Below are 20805 nucleotides of genomic sequence, written 5' to 3'. Positions count from 1 at the left end.
ATCAGTGCAACCGCAGGCTCGGGGGCATCGCCTTGGTCAGGAGGGCCTTCTCGCGTTCCTCCTTGGTCACCTGGGCCAGGATCGGCTCCCAGAGCGCCCAGTACGCGACTGAGACCGCGCACATTTCCCCGGTTACCTCTTTTGACTACTGCAGCGACGCTTTGACCGAAGCCAATCAGCGCTGGATAAGACCACCATCAATCGTAAGGGACTGGTAAACGATGGAACTCGCTCTTGGACGCGCCTTGGCTTCCTAAATACACCTTTGCTCGGCCGCTTTTTGTTCGGTCAATGCCAATCACTGTGAAATGGAGGTATTGATCAAGTTCTTCCGTCGCAAAATAGGTTTCAGATCTTCCGTCTAGCAAAATCCGGCAGGGAGGCAAGTACCTGCCGAACGATATTGTGACGCCCGAGCTATAGCAGTGAATTTCATCAGGAGTTTCGTTTTCGTTAAGCTTCCCTTTGAAGACGCGTTCCAGACCTAAGACCCTATGATCAGGTTTTGCAAGATCGTCAATCTCGACTTCTTCAACAAACTCTGGGACATCTCCGTTCTTAAACCACAGATCGTAAACTTCATCGAAATCGTAGAAATATGCAGCCTGTTGAAAGTTTGCGATTTCCGCAAGCCCATCTTTCGTGATTATGTACTCAGTCATATCGCCGTTGTAGCCGAACAGCTTAAGGCCGTGTCCAGACCCCAGCTCATAAAATTCCCAGCTCTCATGAGTAGGAACTTCAATCTCAGCAAAGCGCTGTTCGCCTAGATTCAAAAAAATGGTATCCAACCAAGGTTGGCAGCAGGTACCCCCGCCATAGGTGACCGCAGCCACGTCCACGTAACCGTTATTGTCGAGGTCTCCCTGCTTCGCAATTGAGAAGAACCTCGGCTCCGAGATAACTCTCTCGCCATCCGCCATAGACACCAAAGACTGTTGGTATGTCTTGCCTTCCAGCCGAAATTTATTGCGTTCCAGCAGCGGGATCTTCTTGCTACCGTAATACTTCTCTACCATAAATTTGGCTTGGTTCGATAGCATAGCGCTTTGCCGATCCAGAATATCGCTTGTGTTGGTTTCGATGCGATCCGTTTGGGCGGCCGATTTCTCAACCTTATCTTCTACTCTTGCGACGCTCGCTGATATTTCATCCAATCTGTCGGTGATGGCTGTAATCAACGGTCGGCTTGGCGGATCCGGCTGCAAGTTGTACACGACGTAACAAGCAGAAACCAAAAGAACTAAGAGGCTTTCGTCCCGTAGTGTGGCCAGCGACCTACCTAAGAATTCTAGAGAAGTAAATGAAAGAAGAAAAATTATTACGGAAATTGCCAGAAAGACCCAGCTGAATTGCGAGGCTGGCTGAAGTATGTCGAAAATTGGAGTTAGCGCAGCTAGGCCTAAAGTTGCTCTTTTTCCTCGACTGACCAGCGCTAGCATTCATTTTCTCCATTACCTTCACGCGGCGGATCGCTGGCACGCGTATCGACTGAGTTCAAGGCGAAAACTTGTGTGCGCAGGAGTTGTTGCTCAAATGCTATCAACGGGCCTTCAATTGGTTCCGGCCAGATGGCGAGCGCTCATGAGGAGTTCTCTCTTGCTGAGCTACAAGATCCATATCTGGTTTTCCCGCAACCGAGCGTCGATAGTGCGTGCTCCCTGGCGATCTGGCTCGATCCTGATGTCGTCTACTTTCCGCCTTCGACTGTACAGCGATGCTTACAGCGGAAATATGCTACGAGGCGATACAGGCGTCCCTGGCTTTGAAGGTCCTATTCGGCATGGCGCTGAGGCATACTCGGGACGACGTCGAGACCTTCTTCGGCGCGTCGGCCTGCATTGGCAATTCTCTGATTGAGTAAGCTAAAACAATGGCAGATAACGAATGCAGTGGACATCTGCAATCGCGGTTCGGAGTGCACGCTGAATCGTGTTGTCGAAAGCAAAGTCGGAAAGGCTGAAGGTGAAGGCTAGTGACACGCCCGCCCAAAATAATAGTGCGTGGAGCTGTCTGGGGAGTAACGTCGACATTAGTGCTGATAATCGGAATATCGATATTCAGTCATTGTGAAGATCTGGAAGTTTTTGGAGTGGGGCGGATGCCTAGGGAGTAAGTGGAATGCGGCAAACGGAGGTGCGCCAGCGGAAATAACGCTGCCCAATTCAAATATTGTGGCTGCTATTTGTCTTTCAGTGCTCTATACGCCCGCTCGTTCTCATTCAATGACTTGAGGCCCGACCGTAGTAACTTGCTTTGGGTAGGGGAGAGATTGCTTTCGAGGCGCCAAGTTTCAGCTAGGCCAAGGCCCTTGACTTTCACACCGTTTTTTAAACGCGCGTTGTATGGGGTGTGGTGGTGTCCATGTACAATTAATTGCACACCCATCACATCCGCCAATTTGTCAATAAATCCAAAACCATTCGGGTGACAGCTGGGCGCCTCGTGAGTAATCAGAACATCTGCTTTTTGCTCGGAAAGGTAGTCAACTGTTGAAGGAAAGATGGTGCTGCGTTTTTTGAATGGGAGGCCTTGGCGATAGCGTTCTTGTTTTGGCGTGTTGGCCAAAAGCTCTTCCGGGGATTGAACATAAGGCTTAGCTTCTCCATCCCAAATGCGCCCGCGGATGACGCCGCCCAAGCCGGCCACCTTCACATCGCCCGTCTGAACATTAATAACTTTACCGTCAGCGAGTTTCTCTTCAAGTTCGTAGAAGAGTAGATCGCAGATTTTTGCGGTGTCCGAGTCGTGATTTCCCGAAATCGTATGCCAATCCACGCCGAGATCTGAGATTCGTCTAAGTGCTTGGCGAGCGTCATCAACCTGCTCGGGGTTCCGTTTGGCCTCAGCAAGGTCTCCGAGCATGAAAACGGTATGGATGTCGAAATCTAATGCCTTATGGAGCGGCTCCCAGCGGCCATGGGGATCGCCATAGAACAGAACGCCTTCTAGGCGGACTGCAAGGCTAGAGCGGAGCGGGTCGTAAGCCATTATGTTTCCTAGTATGCGTAGCTAGGTGGCCTGTGAAGAGCCTTTCTGCGAAAAGGGATATGGAAGGGAGGGGCGTGGTCACAGCCAAAGTTGACGCCATGCTTGGTTCGCGCCCGTAGAACCTGCAGCTAGAACGTATTACGGGATCAAGCGGAGGAGGGTGGTCGCCGCCAGAACGATAGCCAGCGCCTGTATCGCAAGCGCAAGCTTTAGCTCCCTCGCGAACGCCTTTACGTCGACGAGCGTGGCGATTTGTGCCCGGTCCACCTCACTGGCATTCTTCGGATCATGCATTTCGGTAATCGCTTCTGACAGCGCTGCAGCTAGCTGCGGTTCCATGCCTGCGTCTTCTAGACGTTGTCGCAGTTTCCGAGGATTTATGAGCATGGGTGCTAGCATCCGGGTGCCAAGTTTTTTTCGGACAGCCGTCACCGGCGTGGGAACAAGCCCGAGTACTGGAGTAGTTTAGCACAAGTTCGGGATCGGTCGCATACAACATGGCCGGAAATCCTAACTACGTGGTCAGTCCATGAGCTGGCGAACCTTGGGCGGCTCGGCAGAAGTGGTGTCGTTTCCGTGAAAACGGCGCTCTTGCTTAACGTTTGGAGTTGATCTCGATCCACTCGTCCACGGTGCGTCCGGTGTGCTCTTGAACTTCTGCCGCACTGAGGCGACCGGCTGTCGAGCAAAGCTCTTCGATCCCAAGTAGCATCTCAGGCGAAGGTACGTCGCTGAAAGCACCACCAAAATCGTCGGTGCCATCTGCGAGGAGGTAGTCGTCGCCCAATATGTCGAGCTCGGCACCGTCGGCATCGCGGTGATGGTAGGTGTTCTCGGAACTGAGGGCTCGCGCGATGGTCAGCGCGCGGCGCGCCTGGTTCGGGGTCGCCATAAGCACCTTGGTGATCCGCACGAAGACGTATTCGTCGTTTGTCATGTCTTGCGCTCTGATTGTTGTTGGCTTGGTTTGACGCGGTGATGCGGGTTGCGACCCTACGGTGGGGCCGACCATTTGCTCCCACGAATGGCTAGGATGGTGACTCCCACGTTCTCGGCTCGTTCATGTAACGTCTTTGGGAGTCGAGAGGCGTAAGTAAATGATAAAATTGATTTTCGTGAGGATTCAAAATCCCCCGGCCGAAAGGTCATGTCGGTTCGAGTCCGACCTTGGGTACCAGCGGGTCAGCGCACTGATTGAGCAGGCTCTACCGTGAGAGCACTCGCGGGGAGGTGCAGGTCCAGGGATGCTTTCCTGACCATGGCGCGGCCGCATTGGGCCAAATCGTGCATCTGCACTCCGCTCCACCAATTCCCGGCACCGAAAACCCCAGATCGACGGATTGACAGAATGCGTACGAAAAGGTGCAGTCAGTTAACGATTTTCGTCGCACGCGTGCCCTAATCCGATGAGGAGCTGTTCATGAACCAGATCTTGTCGGGGATCTGGGCGCTTCTCCTCGGGATCGTGCTGATCATGCTGGGCAACGGCATGCATTTCACCCTGATCGGCCTGCGTGGCGGGATCGAGGGGTTCTCCTCGACGGAACTCGCCATCGTCACCTCGGGCTACTTCGCCGGTTTCCTGTCGGGGGCGCGGCTCAGCCCGGTGATGATCCGCCGTGTGGGTCACGTGCGCGTCTTCGCGGCGCTCGGCAGCTTCATGTCGGCCGGACTGATCGCCTTCCCGCTGGTGGCCGAGCCATGGGCGTGGACGATCCTGCGGGTGCTCGTCGGATTCTGCATGTCGGGCATATACGTCACCGCCGAAAGCTGGTTGAACGATGCGTCCACCAACGAGAACCGTGGAAAGGTCCTCGCGGCCTACATGATCGCGCAGACCCTCGGCATCATCGGGGCCCAGGCGCTTCTGAACCTCGGCGATGCTGCGACATCCGCGCTGTTCATCGGCGCCTCGATCCTCGTCTCGATCTCGTTCGCGCCCATTCTGCTGTCGGTCTCGCCGGTGCCCGCAGCGCAGGTCACTCGCCCGATGTCGTTGGGAGCGCTCTTCCGCGGATCCCCCCTCGGCACGGTCGGCATCTTCCTCCTCGGCGGTGTCTACGCGACGCAATCGGGAATGGGTGCGGTGTTCGGCACCCAGATCGACATGACCGCCGCGCAGATCTCCCTGTTCGTCGCCATGCTCTTCGCCGGGGCTCTGGTGCTGCAATATCCGATCGGCTGGCTGTCCGACCGCATGGACCGGCGCCTGCTGATCTTCGGAGCCTCCGTCCTCGGGGCAGCATGCTGCATCGCGGGCTGGATGGCCGGCACCGACCTGTGGGCGCTCATGGCCGCGGCATTCTTCGCGGGAGGCGTGACGACACCGCTCTATGCCCTTTTTCTGGCCTACACCAACGACGCGCTCTCTCCCGAAGACATGCCGGCGGCATCGGGCGGGCTGGTGCTGACATTCGGTGTCGGTGCCATATTGGGGCCGCTCGTGGCGGGCTGGGCGATGCAGCGCTTCGGCCCGTTTGCCTTCTGGCTCACCCTGGGAGGGACCTTTGCCGCCATCGCTCTCTATGCGCTCTATCGCATGACGCAGCGCCCGGCCGTGCCGTTGGAGGAGGCCGAAAGCTACCTCGGCGTGGTTCCCACCGCGTCACCCGTGGCGGTGGAAGCTGCCGGTGCATGGGCAGCGGAACAGGCGGAGGCAGAGCGAGATGCCGACAGCTGGTCGACCCCCGGCAACCGCTGATCTCGACCAACTCGCCCAACGTCACGACAATGCTTTCGCGACCAGCATCGTCTGCGTCAAAGTATCTCCGATCAACGCTTATGGCGGCATGTATTCCTGAGCCGGAACGGCAACCATTGCGGCGACGGTCTGAAATTCTTTTGACACCGTATCGGGTGATGACAAAAGCGCCAGGCCTGACTAACGTACGTCAATCACTCTGATGTATGGGGAGGCAAGTGTGAGCCGACCAACGATTCATGACGTTGCACGGATGGCAGGCGTGAGCCTGTCGACAGTGGACCGGGTGCTGAACGACCGGGAGGGAGTCCGGAAGTCCACGCAGATCCGGGTCTCGGAAGCGATGCAGCGGCTTGGATACGAGCGGAACCTGGCGGCCGCGAACCTGTCTCGGCGCAGGTTATACCGACTTCGTTTCGTTCTCCCCTCGGGCTCGAACGCGTTCATGCGGGGGCTCGAAACCTGCCTCAGAGAGCGCATGGCAGGTGCGGCCCGCGAGTCGACGCTGATCGAGGTGGCGACGGTTCCGCCATTCGATGCGCAGGCGCTCGCGGCCGAACTGCGCGGCATCGATGCCGGCCAGGTTGACGGGGTCGCGGTCGTTGCCACCGACGCGACCGCGGTCCGCGTCGCGGTCCGGGATCTGCGTGCGCGGGGCATCGCTGTCGTCACGCTGGTGTCGGACCTGCCCTCGTCGGAGCGCCAGCACTTCGTCGGTATCGACAACGTTCAGGCCGGGCGGACTGCAGCCAGCCTGCTCGGTCGCTTCTGTCGCTGGCGGCGCGGAAAGATGGCGATCGTCGCTGGCTCGATGCTGGTGCGCGACCATGTCGAACGGCGGCTCGGGTTCGAGCAGGTCCTGCGCGCCGAATTTCCGGATCAATCCATCTCTGCCGTGATCGAGGGTCTCGACGACCAGGATATCGTCGAAGAGCGGCTGGCCCGTGCGCTGGCTGAGGATCCGGGCATCGTCGGCGTCTACAGCCTCGGGGCAGGCAACCGCGGCATCTCGCGCGCCGTCTCCGTCCTGGCGGAAGAGAGCCGCCCCTCGGTCGTGGTCCATGAACTGACGAGGTTCTCGCGCGATGCGCTGATCGACGGTGTGTTCGACGCCGTCATCCATCAGGACGAGACGCGCGAGATCGACGTGGCGATCCGGGCCCTACGCGCGCTCGCCGATGGCGGCTTCGTGGACGGTGCGGCGGAGCGCATCGGCGTAGAGGTCTTCCTGCGCGACAACCTTCCGTAGCGCCGCTCGACTTTAAGGTGCATTTCTCGTTGAGCAAAAATGATGTACGTTAGTCAAAGATGACGATTCGGGGCGCGGGTAAGAGGGCGCTCCGGGACGTGAACCGGGAGGACATCATGAAACGTACCCTGACCACACTCGCTCTTCTGGCGGGCACGACGACGGCCGGCGCAGCCGCGGCCCAGACCGAGATCAGCGTCCTGCGCGTTGCCATCAACGAGGAGCAGGAGCAGTATTACGAAGACATCGCCCAGGCCTTCGAGGCCGAGCATGACGGTGTCGACGTCAACTTCGAATACATCGCCAACGAGGCCTACAAGTCCAAGCTGCCGACGCTCCTGCAATCTGATGCGCGGCCGGACATCTTCTACAGCTGGGGCGGTCAGACGCTCGTGCAGCAATCCGAGGCGGGCTTCCTGCAGGATATATCGGGCATGCTTCCGGAAGGTTTCCGCGAGACGCTTCCCGAAGCCGCGCTCGAGGCCTATACGGTCGACGGCAGCCTCTACGGCCTGCCGCTTTACGCGACCGAGGTCGTGCTCTGGGTCAACACGACCCTCACCGAGCAGGCGGGTGTCGATGTGGACCAGATCGAGACCTGGGAAGATTTCCTCTCGGCCGTGCAGACGCTGAAGGACGAGGGCGTGACGCCGATCATCACCGGTGGGCAGGACAAGTGGCCCCTCCATTTCTACTGGAGCTACCTTGCGCTGCGGGAAGGCGGGCCGGACGTCGTCTCGACCGCGATGGGCGGCGAAGGGGACGGTTTCGAATCCGAGGCCTTCATCGAGGCAGGTCGCGAGTTCCAGAAACTGACCGAGATGGAGCCGTTCCAGGAGGGCTTCATGGGCACCACCTACGAGACCTCGAGCGGCATGTTCGCGGACGGGGCAGGGGCCTTCTACCTCATGGGAGACTGGGATTACCTGCCGATGCGCGAGCGCTCGACAAGCGGCGGGCTCTCCGACGAGGAGCTCAAGATCATCACCTTCCCCGTCATCTCCGATCCTGTGACCGAGGGCGGCGCCGAGGCGACGCTCGGCGGGATCAACGGCTGGGCGGTGTCGAGTTCGGCCGAACCCGAGGCAATCGAGTTCCTCGCCTTCATGCTGAACGAGGAGAACCAGCGGAAGGCCGCGGAGCAGGAGATCTTCATCCCCGTGGCGAAGGGCACGTCAGATGCGCTGCAGAACGACTTCTACGCGCAGGTCGCCGAGCACATCGAGTCAAGCGCCTATCACCAGATCTTCCTCGACCAGTTCCTCGGTGCCTCGGTTGGGGCGACGGTGAACGACATATCGGCAGACCTCGCCCAAGGCGCGGTCACGCCGGAAGAGGCAGCGGCACAGGTCCAGGAGGCCTGGGACTTCCGCTGATCTCGCCGGCCGGCGCGCGTCCTCCTCCGCGCGCCGGCCTCGTCTTCCCCCACTGTTTTCCGGAGATCTGAATGGCCATCGCCGCCACGACACGGCGCCTGTCGGCGTCCGAGCGCTTGCGCCGCAGTCTCGGCAACGGGCGCGTGACCGCCGCGCTGATCCTGCTGCCCCCCGCGCTCCTGATCTTCACGCTCTTCGTGATGCTGCCGCTGGGCGAATCCGTCTGGTATTCGTTCTTCAACTGGAACGGCTACGGGGCGCCGACGGATTTCGTCGGGCTCGAGAACTATCAGCGCATCGCCGGGCATTCGATCTTTCACAAGGCGGTCGGCAACACACTCAAGATCGTCGCGATCTCTATCCTGCTGCAGATGCCGCTGGCCCTGTTGCTCGCCCTTCTGATCTACCGGAAGACGCCGACCAACGCGGTGTTCCGGTTGATCTTCTTCCTGCCCTTCATCCTCGCCGAAGTGGCCGCGGGCCTGATCTGGAGCTTCGTCTTCGACGGAAATTACGGTGTCACCGCCTCTATCGCGCAGAGCTTCGGGGCCGAAAGTTTCTTCATCCTCGCGGATCGCGACTGGGCCTTCGTCGCTGTGATGACCGTGATCGTCTGGAAGTATTTCGGCTTCCACATGATGATCTACATCGCGGCGCTGCAATCGGTGCCCGAAGACCTGATCGAGGCGGCCCGGATCGAAGGCGCGAAGCGCCGGCAGATCGTGCGCTACGTGCAGATCCCGCATATCAAGCCCGCGATCATCGTCTCGGCCTTCTTCGCCATCATCGGCGCGCTGCAGGTCTTCGACATCATCATTCCGCTGACGAATGGCGGGCCGTCGAACCAGACCCATACCATCGTCACCTATCTCTACACCTTCGGCCTGACCCGGCTGAACATCGGCTTCGGCAGCGCGGTGGGCGTGATCCTGTTCTTTGCGGCGATCACCGTGGCGATCTTCTACCAGCGCTTCTTCATGGGAAAGGACAAGGCATGACCCGCGGCCAGCTGATCCGCAACATCCTGCGCGTCGGGTTCCTGTGCATCGTGGCGAGCTTCGTGCTGGCGCCGATGATCGCGACCGTCCTCGGCGGGTTCAAGACGAATGCCGAGATCCGGACCTCGGCCTTCGCGCTGCCCGAGAGCTGGAACTGGGAGTTCTACGGCTCCATCGTGTCCGATCCGATGTTCTGGCGGTACCTCGGCAACTCGCTGATCATGTCGGTGGCGGCGGTGATCATCACCCTCATCGTCGGGGCGGCCGCGGCCTACGTCTTTGCCCAGATCCGGTTCTTCGGCTCGCGGATGCTCTTCTCCTACCTCCTGCTCGGGCTGATGTTCCCCTTCGCGACGGCCATCCTGCCGCTCTTCATCAAGGTGCGCGACATCGGGTTGCTCGACACCTACTGGGCCGTGATCCTGCCGCAGGCCGCGTTCAGCCTCAGCCTCGCCATCCTGCTCTTCCGGACCTTCTTCGAGCAGCTCCCGAAGGAGCTCTTCGAGGCCGCCTATATCGACGGGTGCGGCTACGTGCGGTTCTTCTGGCGCTTCACGCTGCCGCTCTCGACCCCGATCCTCGCCACCGTCGGCGTCTTTGTCTTCGTCCAGAGCTGGAACAACTTCCTGCTGCCGCTGGTGGTGCTCAACAGCCGCGAGGTCTTCACCTGGCCGCTCGGCATGATGCAGTTCCGCGGCGAATTCGTGACCGAGTGGAACCGCACGCTTGCCTTCGTGACGCTGACCATCGTGCCCGCCATCGTCTTCTTCCTCGCTGCCCAGAAATACATCGTCGCAGGCCTCACCGGCGGCGCCGTCAAGGGATGACCATGACCGAGATCCAGAACCCGATCCTGCCCGGCTTCAACCCCGATCCGTCGATCGTGCGGGTGGGCGACGACTACTACATCGCGACCTCCACCTTCGAATGGTATCCGGGCGTGCAGATCCACCACTCGCGCGATCTGGCGAACTGGCGTCTCGTCACGCGGCCGCTCCACCGCGCAGCGCAGCTCGACATGCGGGGCGACCCGGATTCGGGCGGCGTCTGGGCCCCGTGCCTGACATGGGCCGACGATCGCTTCTGGCTGATCTATACCGACATGAAGCGACGCGACGGCGCGTGGAAGGACAGCCACAACTACCTCGTTACCGCTCCGACGATCGAGGGGCCGTGGTCCGATCCGGTCTATCTCAATTCCTCGGGCTTCGATCCCTCGCTCTTCCATGACGAGGACGGTCGCAAGTGGCTGCTCAACATGATCTGGGACCACAACCGAACGGGAGGCGACCGGTTCGGCGGCATCGTCTGCCAGGAATATTCGGTCGCGGATCAGAAGCTCGTCGGCCCGGTCCGTAACATCTACCGCGGCACCGACCACAAGCTCACCGAAGGCCCGCACGTCTATCGCCGGGACGGCTGGTACTACCTGCTCACCGCCGAGGGCGGCACGGGCTACGAACACGCGGTCACGATGGCGCGCTCGCGCGATCTCTTCGGCCCCTACGAGACCGATCCGGCCAAGCACATCCTGACTTCGAAGGACGCGCCCGAGGCCGAGTTGCAACGCGCCGGCCATGCCGACATCGTCGAGACGCAGAGCGGCGAGCATTACATGGTCCATCTCTGCTCGCGGCCCCTCGCCGAGACGCGGGGCAAGCCGGTGCAGGAACGCTACCACATCCACACCGACGACAGCCGCCGCTCTCCGCTCGGGCGCGAGACCGCGATCCAGAAGCTCGTCTGGCCCGAGGGCGAATTCCCGCGTCTCGCCCATGGCGGCTGCGTGCCGGCTTCCCGCGTCGAGGGCCCGGACCTGGCCGAGCACCCGGTCGAGCCGATCCCGGCGCTGCGCAGCTTCGAGGACGGCCTGCCGCCGGAGTTCCAGTGGCTTCGCACGCCGCACGCCGAGCGGCTGTTTTCGGTCACGGAGCGCACCGGCGCCCTTCGCCTCTACGGGCGGGAATCCCCCGGCTCGCAATTCGAGCACGCGCTTGTCGCCCGCCGGCAGGAGCATGTGGTCTTTGCCGCGGAGACCGAGATCGATGTCAGCCCCGATGACTACCAGCATTTCGCGGGCCTCATCGCGTGGTACGGGCGCTTCAAGTTCCACTACCTCGCGGTCACCGCGGACGAGGAAGGCAATCGTCTGCTGACGGTCTATTCCTGCGCCGCCGACTGGCCAGATGCGAGGGTCGAGATCCCCGTCGCGCCTATTCCCCTCGAAGGCAGCGGTCCGGTCCGACTCGGCTGCGACGTCGATGGCGCTCGGCTGACCTTCCGCTACGCGACGGGCGACGACTGGCAGGACCTCGGCGTCACGCTCGACCAGTCCGCGATTTCGGACGAGGCGGGCAACGGCCCCGGCAACAACTTCACCGGCGCCTTCGTAGGGATGTGCGCGCATGACACCTCGGGACGCGGCCGTCATGCCGATTTCCTCAATTTCCGCTACGAAGCGAAATGATGGACCGGAGGACCAATACCCATGGCTGAAGTCCGCCTGAACCACGTCGAGAAGGCGTTCGGCAAGTTCACCGTCATTCCTGACATGACGCTTACGGTGCCCGAGGGCTCCTTCACCGTCCTCGTCGGCCCGTCGGGCTGCGGAAAGTCGACGCTCCTGCGCATCATCTCGGGGCTCGAGATGCCTACCGCGGGAGAGATCCTGATCGGCGGTGAGGACGTCACGCTCGAGGAGCCGTCGAACCGCGGCATCTCGATGGTGTTCCAGTCCTACGCGCTCTATCCGCACATGACCGTGGCGCAGAACATCGATTTCGGGCTGCGCCTCTCCAAGACCCCGGCCGACGAGCGCGAGCGCCGGGTGGCCGAGGCCGCGCGCATCCTCGCGCTCGAGGATTATCTCGACCGCAAGCCCGGTCAGCTCTCGGGCGGGCAGCGCCAGCGCGTCGCCATCGGGCGGTCTATCGTGCGCCAGCCCAAGGTGTTCCTCTTCGACGAGCCGCTGTCGAACCTCGACGCCGCTCTGCGCACGCAGATGCGCGTGGAGCTGGCGCAGCTGCATCAGTCGCTCGACGCGACGATGATCTACGTCACCCACGATCAGGTCGAGGCTATGACGCTCGCCGACCAGATCGTTGTTATGAACAAGGGCCGGATCGAACAGGTGGGCGCACCCATGGATCTTTACGACCGCCCCGAGACCGAGTTCGTCGCGGGCTTCATCGGTTCGCCCAAGATGAACCTCTTTCCCGCCTCCGCGATCGGGCGCGACGACGCGGCGACGATCGGCATTCGGCCCGAACATATCCGCACCGATCACGAGAACGGGGACTGGCCTGCTACCGCACAGGTGGTGGAGACCCTCGGGGCGGACACGATCCTCTACGTGACCGCGGACGGCATCGGCGACATGACCGTGCGTCTGCCGGGACATATGCGGCTCGCCGCCGGCGAACGCCTTTTCCTCACGCCGGACCCCGAACACCTGCACCGCTTCGGGAGCGATGGCCGGCGGCTGACCAGCTGATCCCCGACACCCAGACACACAAGACGAGAGCACCACGATGACCGATTTCTTCAACGGCATTCCGAAGATCGAGTACAAGGGCGAGGGCGCGGATACCGACTTCGCCTACCGCCATTACGACCCGGACGAGCAGGTCATGGGCAAGCGCATGGAGGATCACCTGCGCTTCGCCGTCGCCTACTGGCACAGCTTCGCCTGGGAGGGTGGCGATCCCTTCGGCGGGCAGACCTTCGACCGGCCTTGGTTCGGCGGCAGCATGGACCATGCCAAGATGAAGGCCGACGCCGCCTTCGAGATGTTCGGCATCCTCGGCCAGCCGTTCTTCTGCTTCCACGACGCGGACGTGCGCCCCGAAGGTGAGACCTTCGCCGAGAGCCGCCGCAATCTCGAGGAGATCACCGATTATTTCGGGCAGAAGATGGAGGAGACCGGAACGAAGCTCCTCTGGGGCACCGCGAACCTCTTCTCGCACCGCCGCTTCATGTCCGGTTCCGCGACGAACCCCGACCCCGAAGTCTTCGCCTATGCCGCGGCGACGGTGAAGTCCTGCATGGACGTCACGCAAAAGCTCGGTGGCGCGAACTACGTCCTCTGGGGCGGGCGCGAAGGCTACGAGACGCTGCTCAACACCGATATGGGACGCGAGCGGCAGCAGGCCGGGCGCTTCCTCACGATGGTGGTGGACTACGCCAAGAAGATCGGCTTCGACGGCACGATCCTGATCGAGCCCAAGCCTCAGGAACCCACCAAGCACCAGTATGATTACGACGTCGCGACGATCTACGGGTTCCTCAAGGAATTCGGGCTCGAGAAAGAAGTCAAGCTCAACATCGAGCAGGGCCATGCGATCCTCGCCGGGCACAGCTTCGAGCATGAGCTGGCGCTCGCGCGCGAGTTCGGCATCCTCGGCTCGATCGACATGAACCGCAACGACTACCAGTCCGGCTGGGACACCGACCAGTTCCCCAACAACGTGCCCGAGGTGGCGCTGGCCTATTACGAGGTTCTGCGCGCGGGCGGCTTCGACACCGGCGGCACGAATTTCGACGCCAAGCTGCGGCGCCAGTCGCTCGATCCCGAGGATCTGATCCTCGCCCATGTCGGCGCGATGGATGTCTGCGCGCGGGGTCTCAAGGCGGCGGCGGCGATGCTCGAGGACGGCGGTCTCGAGGCGGCGCGGACCGAGCGTTACGCGGGCTGGGAGCTGGCCGAGAATTCCGGCATGCTCACCTCGGACCTCGCCACCATCGCCGAGCGGGTCGAGCGCGAGGGTCTCGATCCTCAGCCGCGCTCGGGTCGGCAGGAGCGCCTCGAGAACTGGATCAACCGGTTCGTCTGAGGACGATAGGAGCGCTTGGGCAGAAAGGGAGACAAGGATGACGGCAACGCTGGGACTGACCGCCACGGATATCCTGCCGGAGGCGGCGGAGACTGCCGCTCTGGTCGGACGCGTTTGGTCGCGCGAGGCGGGAGGGCCCTGCGTCGTCGTCCTGCGCGGCGCGCAGCTTTTCGATCTGACCCCGGTCTGCCCCACGATGGCGGGCCTCCTCGAGCGAAGTGATCTTCACGAGGTGATCGGCGGCGCGGACCTCGCGCCGCTCGGTTCGCTCGACGACTTCCTCACCGGCGCCAGCGGGCATCTGCTCGCGCCGGTGGACCTCCAGGCCGTGAAGGCCGCGGGCGTCACCTTCGCCGAGAGCATGCTCGAGCGCGTGATCGAGGAGCAGGCGGGCGGGAACGCCGCGAAAGCCCGCGAGATCCGCGGCAAGCTCGCTCCGATCATCGGCGAGAACCTGAAGGACCTGAAGGCTGGCTCGGACGAGGCTGCGCGGGTCAAGGCCCTGCTGCAGGAGATGGGCGTCTGGTCCCAGTATCTCGAGGTGGGGATCGGCCCCGACGCCGAGATCTTCACCAAGGCGCAGCCGATGTCCTCGGTCGGCTGCGGCGACAGGATCGGGATCCATCCGATCTCCGAATGGAACAACCCCGAACCCGAGGTCGTGCTCGTGGTGCGCTCCGACGGCACCACCGTGGGCGCCACCCTGGGCAACGACGTGAACCTCCGGGACGTGGAAGGGCGATCCGCGCTGCTTCTCGGCAAGGCCAAGGACAACAACGCCTCCTGCTCCATCGGTCCATTCATCCGCCTCTTCGACGACGATTTCACCATGGCGCATGTGGAGCACCTCGTTCTCGAGCTGCGAGTCGAGGGTCAGGACGGGTTCGTCATGACGGGCGACAGCCGTATGGAGGCGATCAGCCGGCCGCCGTCTGATCTCGTCGGACAGATGCTCAACCGGTCCCACCAATATCCCGACGGGGCGGTGTTGTTTCTCGGGACCCTCTTTGCGCCGGTGCAGGATCGTCGCGGGGAAGGGCAGGGCTTTACCCACGAGATCGGCGACAGGGTCGAGATCGCCGCGCCCGAGCTTGGCCGGCTCGTCAACATCGTCGATCGATGCGACGCCTGCCCAGAATGGGACTTCGGAACCAGAGCCCTGGTCGCCAACCTCGCTGAACGCGGTCTCGCAGCCGGGATCTGAGGGAGAGCAGACAGGCGGGCGCCGCAAGTCATTTCGCCTACGCTTGGACGTCGCGCTCCGTGGAGCGGGCAGTCACCGACGTGAAGGCGCGGCAACGGGCCGGGCCCGCTCTAATGCAGCGGGGTCAGCTTCGAGCGCCGGAATGCGGCGCCCGCGACATAGCCCGTACCGGATGCGAAGGCGATTCCCGCTATGTCCGCGATCCAGTCCAGCATCTCCGCATCCCGACCGACACGCATCTGCAGCACTTCGATGACCCCGCCGAAGACAATGGCCGCCGGTATCAGCCACCATAGCCAGCGCGGGCGGAAGAGAGCGGCGGGCAGCACGATGCTGCCGAAGCCGAGCATGTGATGTATCTTGTCGTTCCCGACGGAATTACCTGCCTCGACGGGAGGGCCGAGGGTCAGCGCGGTAACGAGAGCAACGAGGGCCAAGGTCAGCGCCGCGGTGAGGAGGGAGATGCGAGTCATGCCCCACATAAGTCATGGCGCCGATCCGGAAGCCAGCCCCGTTCGGCGAGGGTCCCGGCAGCGCCATCTAGCGAGGGTCATGAGGCGGTTTGCCGGGTCGAATAGGCACAGTACTGTAAGGCGCGACGGAGATCCGGACGGCGCGAAGCTGCCGGACTCACTCGACCGGCGGCGTCCCGTAGGTGTGGAACGTCTCGATCGTCTTCAGACCCCAGGCCTGACCCTTCTTGCGGTCGGCTTCGGTCCAGCGCACCGGCTCCCAGTCGGGGGCGAGGATCAGGCGCGCACCGGCATTGGCAAGCTCCACCCGATTGCCCGCCGGCTCCCAGACATAGAGGAAGAACGTCCCCTGGATCGCGTGCTTGTGCGGCCCGGTCTCGATATGGACGCCGTTCTGCAGGAAGATGTCGGCGGCGCGCAGGATGTCCTCGCGCTGATCGGTGGCGTAGGTGACGTGATGCAGCCGGCCATTGCCCTTGCCGTGCTCCTCGGTGCAGGCGAGATCGTAGCTCTTGTTGTTGATTGTAAACCAGCACCCGCCGATCCGGCCGTTGTCGAGCTCGATATACTCGGTCACCCGGCTGCCGAGGCAGGTGTGCATGAAGTCCCGGAACGCGGCCACGTCCTCTGCCAGCAGGTTGAGGTGGTCGATGCGCCGCGGCGGCACGCCGGTGAAGGCGCTCGCGGTGTTCTTGAGGGCAGGGTCGTCGCCGAGCACCGGCACGTAGCGGTTCGTCTCGTAATAGATTTCGAAGACATGCCCGAACGGGTCCTCGAATCGGAAGGCTTGCCCGTGCCCCGCATCGCCCTGGGTCCAGCCCTGCACCTTGTAGCCCGAGGCCTCGATCACTGCGACGCAGCGCTCCAGCGCCTCGGGCGAGGCCGCGCGGTAGCCGATATGGCCGACCCCCGTCGTCTCCGCGCGGGTCAGCTTCAGCGAGTGGTGCTCGTAATCGTCCCAGGCCCGGAGATAGGCGCAGGCCTCGTCCTCTCCCGTCAGCTTCAGCCCGTAGACGCGGGTGAAGAAGTCGAGGCTCTCCTCGTAGCGGTCCGTCAGCATCTCGACATGGCCGAGATGGGCGATGTCGCCGACGCGCGCCCTCTGCTCGCTCATGGCATTCTCCTCCCTCTCAACCGCGTGCCGCGACGCTCGGGGCCGAGCGCGAGACGCGGTTGGCATAGTCCGCAGCCTGCCGGATCCCGCCGAGCGGGAAGATATGCGCCCCCTCGATCAGCGTGTCCGGCGTCGCCGCCTGATATTCGGCGATGTCGGTCAGGACCTCGGTGGGCTCGAACGGCCGCACCAGCTTGGTGACGTCCTTGGCGCGTTTCTGCAGCACCGAATAGGACGGCCCGACCCCGCAGGCGACGGCGAACTTGAGCAACGTCTGCAGCTTGGCGGGGCCCGCGACGCCGACATGGATGGGCAGGCGGATGCCGTCCCGTCGCATCCGCTCGGCCCAGTCGATCACCGGCTGCGCGTCGAACACGAACTGGGTCACCAGCGCCATCTCGGCGCCGGTGCGCTCCGCGAAATCCTGTTTCCAGCGCGCCGCCTCGTCGACGAGCGCGGTTCCGCCCCCGGTGTCGATGTCGCGGTTCCCCTCGGGATGCCCCGCGACGTGCAGCCGGGTGAACCCGTGCCGGTCGAAGAGCCCCGTCTCGAGCAGGGACATCGAGCTGTCGAACCCGCCCGCCGCGCGCCGCGCGCCGCCGGCGAGAACCAGCGCCTCCCGGACGCCCGCCTCCTCGGCATAGCGGCGCAGCCATGTCTCCAGCGTCTCCCGCCCGTCGATCCAGCGGGCCGGGATGTGCGGCATCGGGGTGAACCCCTCGTCCCGCACGCGCGCCGCGCAGGCGACCATGTCGTCGATCGGCGTGCCCTCGATATGCGCGATGTAGACCCGCGTCCCCGCAGGCAGCACGTCGCGGAAATCGTCGATCTTCGCCGCCGTCCGCGGCATCACCTCGATCGAGTAGCCCGACAGGAAGGACGCGAGCGCCGCGCCTTCCCGGGCCGGCTTCGACCGGAAGAAGTTGAGGATCGTCATCAGCATCGTCTCCTTTCCCCCGCGCGCGGACGCGGGCCCTCAGCCGAACATCGTGTCGGGCAGGATGAGCGAGATTTGCGGCAGCGCGATCAGGATCGCGAGGGTCACCAGCATGGCGAACCAGAAGGGCAGGACGCCCCGGAAGATCTCTCCGAGTTCCACCTTCGGGGCCACCGACTTCACGATGAAGACGTTGATCCCGACGGGCGGCGAGATGAGGCCCATCTCGAGCGTGAGCACAACCAGCACCCCGAACCAGATCGGATCGATCCCGAGATCGAGGATCACCGGAAAGAAGATCGGCAGCGTCAGGACCAGCATCGCGAACCCCTCGAGAAAGCAGCCGAGCACGAGGTAGACGAGCAGGATCGCCGCCAGCGTCCCGATCCGCCCGAGATCGAGCGCGTCCAGCGCCGCCCCGACCGCCGAGGGGATGTGGCTCAGCGCGAGGAACGGGTTGATGAGATGCGCCGCGATCAGGATCAGCATCACCGTCGCGCTCGTCACGATGCTCTCGCGCGCGGCCCGCCAGAGCGCGATCGGCCCGAGCGTGCGGGTCGCGAAGCCGTAGAGGATCACCAGCGCCGCGCCGACGCCCGCCGCCTCGACCGGAGAGAAGAGGCCGGTATAGATCCCGCCGATGGTCAGCACGATCACCCCGAAAATCGGCAGCGCGCCGCGCAGCGCACGCGCCTTCTCGGCCGCGGTGGTGGACGGCCCCGCGGGCCCCATATCGGACCGCCACCAGCACATGATCGCGATCGTGGCGAGGAACGACGACAGAAGCAGGAGCCCCGGCAGCACGCCCGCAAGAAAGAGCCGCCCGATCGATTGCTCGGTCAGGATCGCGTAGATGACAAAGCCCGTCGACGGCGGGATCAGGATGCCGAGCGTGCCGCCCGCCGCCACCACGCCAGTCGAGAGCCTGGGGTCGTAGTGAAAGCGCTCCATCTGCGCGAGCGACACCTTGCCCATGGTCAGCGCCGACGCGACCGAGGAGCCCGAGAGCGCCGCGAACCCGCCGCAGCCGATCACCGTCGCCGAGGCGAGCCCGCCCCGCACCTGCCCGATGCTCGCATAGGCCGCGTCGTAGAGCTGCCGGCTCATCCCGGTCACCGTCGCGACGTTGCCCATGAGGATGAAGAGCGGGATGATCACGAGCTCCGGGTTCGACGCCAGCGTGAACGTCTCCGAGGCGAGAAGCCCCGTCGCCGCGTTCCAGCCGTTCAGCGCCCAGATCCCGATGAACCCGACGACGAACATCGCGAAGGCCACGGGAATCCGCAGGATCAGCATCACCAGCAGGACGACGATGCCGATCGTGCCGAGCGCCGCGCCGCTCATGTAACCCCCTGCGGGCGCTCGCGCGTCACGTCACGCCCCGATATGGCCAGTTCCGCCGCCCGCAGGGCCATGCCCAGGGCGGTGATGACCGACAGCGCGCAGAGCGCGTACTGGAACCACGCCTTCGGCAGGCCGAGCAGATTCGTTGAAAGGTTCAGCATGACGCTCAGGCTCGCGCTCTGCGCGACGGCCCCGGCGATGAACGCGAAGATCACCGCGCCGAGCAGCGCCGAGCCGATATTGATCCAGCGGTTCATGGCGCCGGGAAACCGGTTCTCGAGCACGTCGACCGAGATGTGACCGCCCACGCGGTCACAGACCGCCATGCCCCCGAAGACGACGATCACCAGCGTCATGGTGATGAGATCCTGGCTCCCGAAGAGCGGCGCACCGAAGGCGCGGCCGACCACGTCGACGACGATCACCGCGACCTCCACCAGCGCACCTAAGGCCCCGAGGAAGGCGGACAGGCCGATCAGCCCGTCCGCCGCTTTGCGCAGGGTCTCCAGCACTCAGCTGCCCTGACCCGAGCCGCCGCTCTGCATCGCCTCGAACGCGACCTCGCCTCCGACGCGCGCGACATAGGCGTTGGTGACCTCGGCCACCGCGTCGTTGAAGGCCTGCGCCTCCTCTTCCGACAGCTCGATGATCGTGTTGTTGCCCGCGTCGCGCGCCGCCTGAAGGGCGCTGTCCGCGGTCGCGTTCCACGCATCCTCGGCCGATTTCGACAGCGGCAGCCCCGACGCCTCGTCGATCGCCGCCTTCTGATCGTCCGGCAGATTGTCGTAGGTCGACTGCGTCATCACCGTGTAGAAGGCGAGCCGCCCGAGGTTCGCGCCGAGCGTGTAGCTGTTGGCCACCTCGTCGAGCTTGAAGTCCGACAGCGTGGACGCGCCGGTGATCACCCCGTCGATAAGCCCCGTCTGCATCGCGTTGTAGACCTGGTTGATCGGCATCTGAACCGGCGTCGCGCCGAGCGCCTCTGCCACATCCGCCGAGGTCGCGCCCGCTACGCGCACCTTCAGCCCCTCGAGGTCCGAGGGCTGCCGGATCTCGTGGTCCTTCATGATGAAGATGTTCGGCTCGGACGTCCAAAGCGCCAGCGGCTTGGTGCGGGGAAACTCGCTCTCGAGCGCGTCATAGGCGTTCCAGAGGGCCTCGTAGCCCGGCTGCTCGAGCGTCAGCGTCGTCGGCAGCTCGGCGATCATCGTCTTGGGGAATTGCGAGGACGTGTAGCCCGGAAGACCCCAAGCCATGTCCGCGACGCCCTGCACCACGCGCACGTACTGCTCCGCCGGCCCGGCGCCGAGCTCGCCACCGTGATAGCCGCGCACGGTCAGCGCGCCGTCCGTCGCCGCCGAGAGATCCTCGTTCAGCTTCTCGATGACGCTGGCGTTGATCGTGTGGAACGGCGGGGTGAAGTTGGCGAACTTCATCTCCGCCGCCTGCGCCGCCACCGCCGCGGTCAGCGCGATGGCCGTCCCGGCCAGAAGTCGTGTCATGAACATTGCAGTCTCCTCCCAAAAACTGTCCGTCGCCCTGCGGCGCTGCGGGGGACCATATCTCCTCCGGTCCGCCCGCCCTCA

Annotated in this window: 20 protein-coding genes and 1 pseudogene; 10 read left to right on the top strand and 11 right to left on the bottom strand. The window is 63.3% G+C overall.

What is annotated here, in order from left to right; all coding sequences use genetic code 11:
- Position 1 precedes the first annotated feature (1 nt).
- The 5 genes from OCH239_RS23750 to OCH239_RS12500 all read right to left on the bottom strand — a co-directional run bounded on the left by OCH239_RS23750 (position 2) and on the right by OCH239_RS12500 (position 3928).
- Complete coding sequence (locus tag OCH239_RS23750) at positions 2–124, bottom strand: hypothetical protein (protein ID WP_280110961.1); 123 nt, start codon at positions 122–124, stop codon at positions 2–4.
- Positions 125–197: 73 nt separating this feature from the next.
- Entirely contained in the window at positions 198–1442 is a 1245-nt protein-coding gene (locus tag OCH239_RS12515) for a hypothetical protein (RefSeq protein ID WP_157577861.1), read from the bottom strand.
- Positions 1443–2181: 739 nt separating this feature from the next.
- Positions 2182–2991: a metallophosphoesterase family protein gene (locus tag OCH239_RS22090; protein WP_084782426.1), complete on the bottom strand. Its 810-nt coding sequence runs from the start codon at positions 2989–2991 to the stop codon at positions 2182–2184.
- 138 nt (positions 2992–3129) lie between these two features.
- Positions 3130–3330 carry a hypothetical protein gene (locus tag OCH239_RS12505; RefSeq protein WP_037263103.1) on the bottom strand — a complete coding sequence of 67 codons (201 nt, stop codon included), beginning with the start codon at positions 3328–3330 and terminating at the stop codon, positions 3130–3132.
- A 256-nt stretch (positions 3331–3586) separates the two neighbouring features.
- Positions 3587–3928, bottom strand: coding sequence for a hypothetical protein (locus tag OCH239_RS12500; RefSeq protein WP_037263102.1), 342 nt, complete (start codon positions 3926–3928; stop codon positions 3587–3589).
- Between the two features lie 150 nt (positions 3929–4078).
- Here OCH239_RS12500 and OCH239_RS22670 point away from each other — a divergent pair.
- The 10 genes and pseudogenes from OCH239_RS22670 (at position 4079) to OCH239_RS12455 (ending at position 15351) form a co-directional block, all read left to right on the top strand.
- A pseudogene (locus tag OCH239_RS22670) lies at positions 4079–4168 on the top strand.
- A 243-nt stretch (positions 4169–4411) separates the two neighbouring features.
- A complete protein-coding gene (locus OCH239_RS12495) occupies positions 4412–5692 on the top strand; it encodes an MFS transporter (RefSeq protein ID WP_037263100.1) in 1281 nt (426 codons plus the stop codon).
- A gap of 202 nt (positions 5693–5894) precedes the next feature.
- Positions 5895–6941: a LacI family DNA-binding transcriptional regulator gene (locus OCH239_RS12490; RefSeq protein WP_037263098.1), complete on the top strand. Its 1047-nt coding sequence runs from the start codon at positions 5895–5897 to the stop codon at positions 6939–6941.
- 116 nt (positions 6942–7057) lie between these two features.
- Positions 7058–8317 carry an ABC transporter substrate-binding protein gene (locus OCH239_RS12485; protein WP_051489454.1) on the top strand — a complete coding sequence of 420 codons (1260 nt, stop codon included), beginning with the start codon at positions 7058–7060 and terminating at the stop codon, positions 8315–8317.
- Between the two features lie 71 nt (positions 8318–8388).
- Positions 8389–9315 (top strand): carbohydrate ABC transporter permease, encoded by a 927-nt coding sequence (locus OCH239_RS12480; RefSeq protein WP_037263097.1) that lies wholly within the window; start codon positions 8389–8391, stop codon positions 9313–9315.
- Positions 9312–10142: a carbohydrate ABC transporter permease gene (locus OCH239_RS12475; RefSeq protein WP_037263094.1), complete on the top strand. Its 831-nt coding sequence runs from the start codon at positions 9312–9314 to the stop codon at positions 10140–10142. Before OCH239_RS12480 ends, OCH239_RS12475 begins: the two co-directional genes overlap by 4 nt.
- A gap of 2 nt (positions 10143–10144) precedes the next feature.
- Positions 10145–11782 (top strand): glycoside hydrolase family 43 protein, encoded by a 1638-nt coding sequence (locus OCH239_RS12470; protein WP_037263091.1) that lies wholly within the window; start codon positions 10145–10147, stop codon positions 11780–11782.
- 21 nt (positions 11783–11803) lie between these two features.
- Positions 11804–12808, top strand: a complete 1005-nt coding sequence (locus tag OCH239_RS12465) for an ABC transporter ATP-binding protein (protein WP_037263089.1) — start codon at positions 11804–11806, stop codon at positions 12806–12808.
- Between the two features lie 37 nt (positions 12809–12845).
- Positions 12846–14147 (top strand): xylose isomerase, encoded by a 1302-nt coding sequence (xylA, locus tag OCH239_RS12460; RefSeq protein ID WP_037263088.1) that lies wholly within the window; start codon positions 12846–12848, stop codon positions 14145–14147.
- A 37-nt stretch (positions 14148–14184) separates the two neighbouring features.
- Positions 14185–15351: a fumarylacetoacetate hydrolase family protein gene (locus OCH239_RS12455; RefSeq protein ID WP_037263086.1), complete on the top strand. Its 1167-nt coding sequence runs from the start codon at positions 14185–14187 to the stop codon at positions 15349–15351.
- Between the two features lie 110 nt (positions 15352–15461).
- Here OCH239_RS12455 and OCH239_RS12450 read toward each other — a convergent pair whose 3' ends face one another.
- The 6 genes from OCH239_RS12450 to OCH239_RS12425 form a co-directional block, all read right to left on the bottom strand.
- Positions 15462–15824 carry a VanZ family protein gene (locus OCH239_RS12450; protein WP_037263201.1) on the bottom strand — a complete coding sequence of 121 codons (363 nt, stop codon included), beginning with the start codon at positions 15822–15824 and terminating at the stop codon, positions 15462–15464.
- A gap of 157 nt (positions 15825–15981) precedes the next feature.
- Positions 15982–16938 (bottom strand): VOC family protein, encoded by a 957-nt coding sequence (locus OCH239_RS12445; RefSeq protein ID WP_037263084.1) that lies wholly within the window; start codon positions 16936–16938, stop codon positions 15982–15984.
- A gap of 16 nt (positions 16939–16954) precedes the next feature.
- Positions 16955–17875 carry a methylenetetrahydrofolate reductase gene (locus OCH239_RS12440; protein WP_037263200.1) on the bottom strand — a complete coding sequence of 307 codons (921 nt, stop codon included), beginning with the start codon at positions 17873–17875 and terminating at the stop codon, positions 16955–16957.
- A 39-nt stretch (positions 17876–17914) separates the two neighbouring features.
- Positions 17915–19219 carry a TRAP transporter large permease gene (locus tag OCH239_RS12435; RefSeq protein WP_037263082.1) on the bottom strand — a complete coding sequence of 435 codons (1305 nt, stop codon included), beginning with the start codon at positions 19217–19219 and terminating at the stop codon, positions 17915–17917.
- A complete protein-coding gene (locus OCH239_RS12430) occupies positions 19216–19731 on the bottom strand; it encodes a TRAP transporter small permease (RefSeq protein WP_037263080.1) in 516 nt (171 codons plus the stop codon). Before OCH239_RS12430 ends, OCH239_RS12435 begins: the two co-directional genes overlap by 4 nt.
- Positions 19732–20721: a TRAP transporter substrate-binding protein gene (locus tag OCH239_RS12425; RefSeq protein WP_037263198.1), complete on the bottom strand. Its 990-nt coding sequence runs from the start codon at positions 20719–20721 to the stop codon at positions 19732–19734. It abuts the gene before it with no gap.
- Positions 20722–20805: the final 84 nt, after the last annotated feature.

Origin of the sequence: Roseivivax halodurans JCM 10272 (assembly GCF_000521785.1) — a bacterium.
GTDB classification, from domain to species: domain Bacteria; phylum Pseudomonadota; class Alphaproteobacteria; order Rhodobacterales; family Rhodobacteraceae; genus Roseivivax; species Roseivivax halodurans.
Note: the sequence above shows the minus strand (reverse complement) of the source record. Positions and strands in the feature narration are given on the sequence as shown.

Bases quoted from the DNA above. Each gene is read 5' to 3' on its own strand.
- OCH239_RS23750 (WP_280110961.1), bottom strand. From the start codon at position 124: ATGTGCGCGGTCTCAGTCGCGTACTGGGCGCTCTGGGAGCCGATCCTG.
- OCH239_RS12515 (WP_157577861.1), bottom strand. From the start codon at position 1,442: ATGCTAGCGCTGGTCAGTCGAGGAAAAAGAGCAACTTTAGGCCTAGCT.
- OCH239_RS22090 (WP_084782426.1), bottom strand. From the start codon at position 2,991: ATGGCTTACGACCCGCTCCGCTCTAGCCTTGCAGTCCGCCTAGAAGGC.
- OCH239_RS12505 (WP_037263103.1), bottom strand. From the start codon at position 3,330: ATGGAACCGCAGCTAGCTGCAGCGCTGTCAGAAGCGATTACCGAAATG.
- OCH239_RS12500 (WP_037263102.1), bottom strand. From the start codon at position 3,928: ATGACAAACGACGAATACGTCTTCGTGCGGATCACCAAGGTGCTTATG.
- OCH239_RS12495 (WP_037263100.1), top strand. From the start codon at position 4,412: ATGAACCAGATCTTGTCGGGGATCTGGGCGCTTCTCCTCGGGATCGTG.
- OCH239_RS12490 (WP_037263098.1), top strand. From the start codon at position 5,895: ATGTATGGGGAGGCAAGTGTGAGCCGACCAACGATTCATGACGTTGCA.
- OCH239_RS12485 (WP_051489454.1), top strand. From the start codon at position 7,058: ATGAAACGTACCCTGACCACACTCGCTCTTCTGGCGGGCACGACGACG.
- OCH239_RS12480 (WP_037263097.1), top strand. From the start codon at position 8,389: ATGGCCATCGCCGCCACGACACGGCGCCTGTCGGCGTCCGAGCGCTTG.
- OCH239_RS12475 (WP_037263094.1), top strand. From the start codon at position 9,312: ATGACCCGCGGCCAGCTGATCCGCAACATCCTGCGCGTCGGGTTCCTG.
- OCH239_RS12470 (WP_037263091.1), top strand. From the start codon at position 10,145: ATGACCGAGATCCAGAACCCGATCCTGCCCGGCTTCAACCCCGATCCG.
- OCH239_RS12465 (WP_037263089.1), top strand. From the start codon at position 11,804: ATGGCTGAAGTCCGCCTGAACCACGTCGAGAAGGCGTTCGGCAAGTTC.
- xylA (WP_037263088.1), top strand. From the start codon at position 12,846: ATGACCGATTTCTTCAACGGCATTCCGAAGATCGAGTACAAGGGCGAG.
- OCH239_RS12455 (WP_037263086.1), top strand. From the start codon at position 14,185: ATGACGGCAACGCTGGGACTGACCGCCACGGATATCCTGCCGGAGGCG.
- OCH239_RS12450 (WP_037263201.1), bottom strand. From the start codon at position 15,824: ATGACTCGCATCTCCCTCCTCACCGCGGCGCTGACCTTGGCCCTCGTT.
- OCH239_RS12445 (WP_037263084.1), bottom strand. From the start codon at position 16,938: ATGAGCGAGCAGAGGGCGCGCGTCGGCGACATCGCCCATCTCGGCCAT.
- OCH239_RS12440 (WP_037263200.1), bottom strand. From the start codon at position 17,875: ATGACGATCCTCAACTTCTTCCGGTCGAAGCCGGCCCGGGAAGGCGCG.
- OCH239_RS12435 (WP_037263082.1), bottom strand. From the start codon at position 19,219: ATGAGCGGCGCGGCGCTCGGCACGATCGGCATCGTCGTCCTGCTGGTG.
- OCH239_RS12425 (WP_037263198.1), bottom strand. From the start codon at position 20,721: ATGACACGACTTCTGGCCGGGACGGCCATCGCGCTGACCGCGGCGGTG.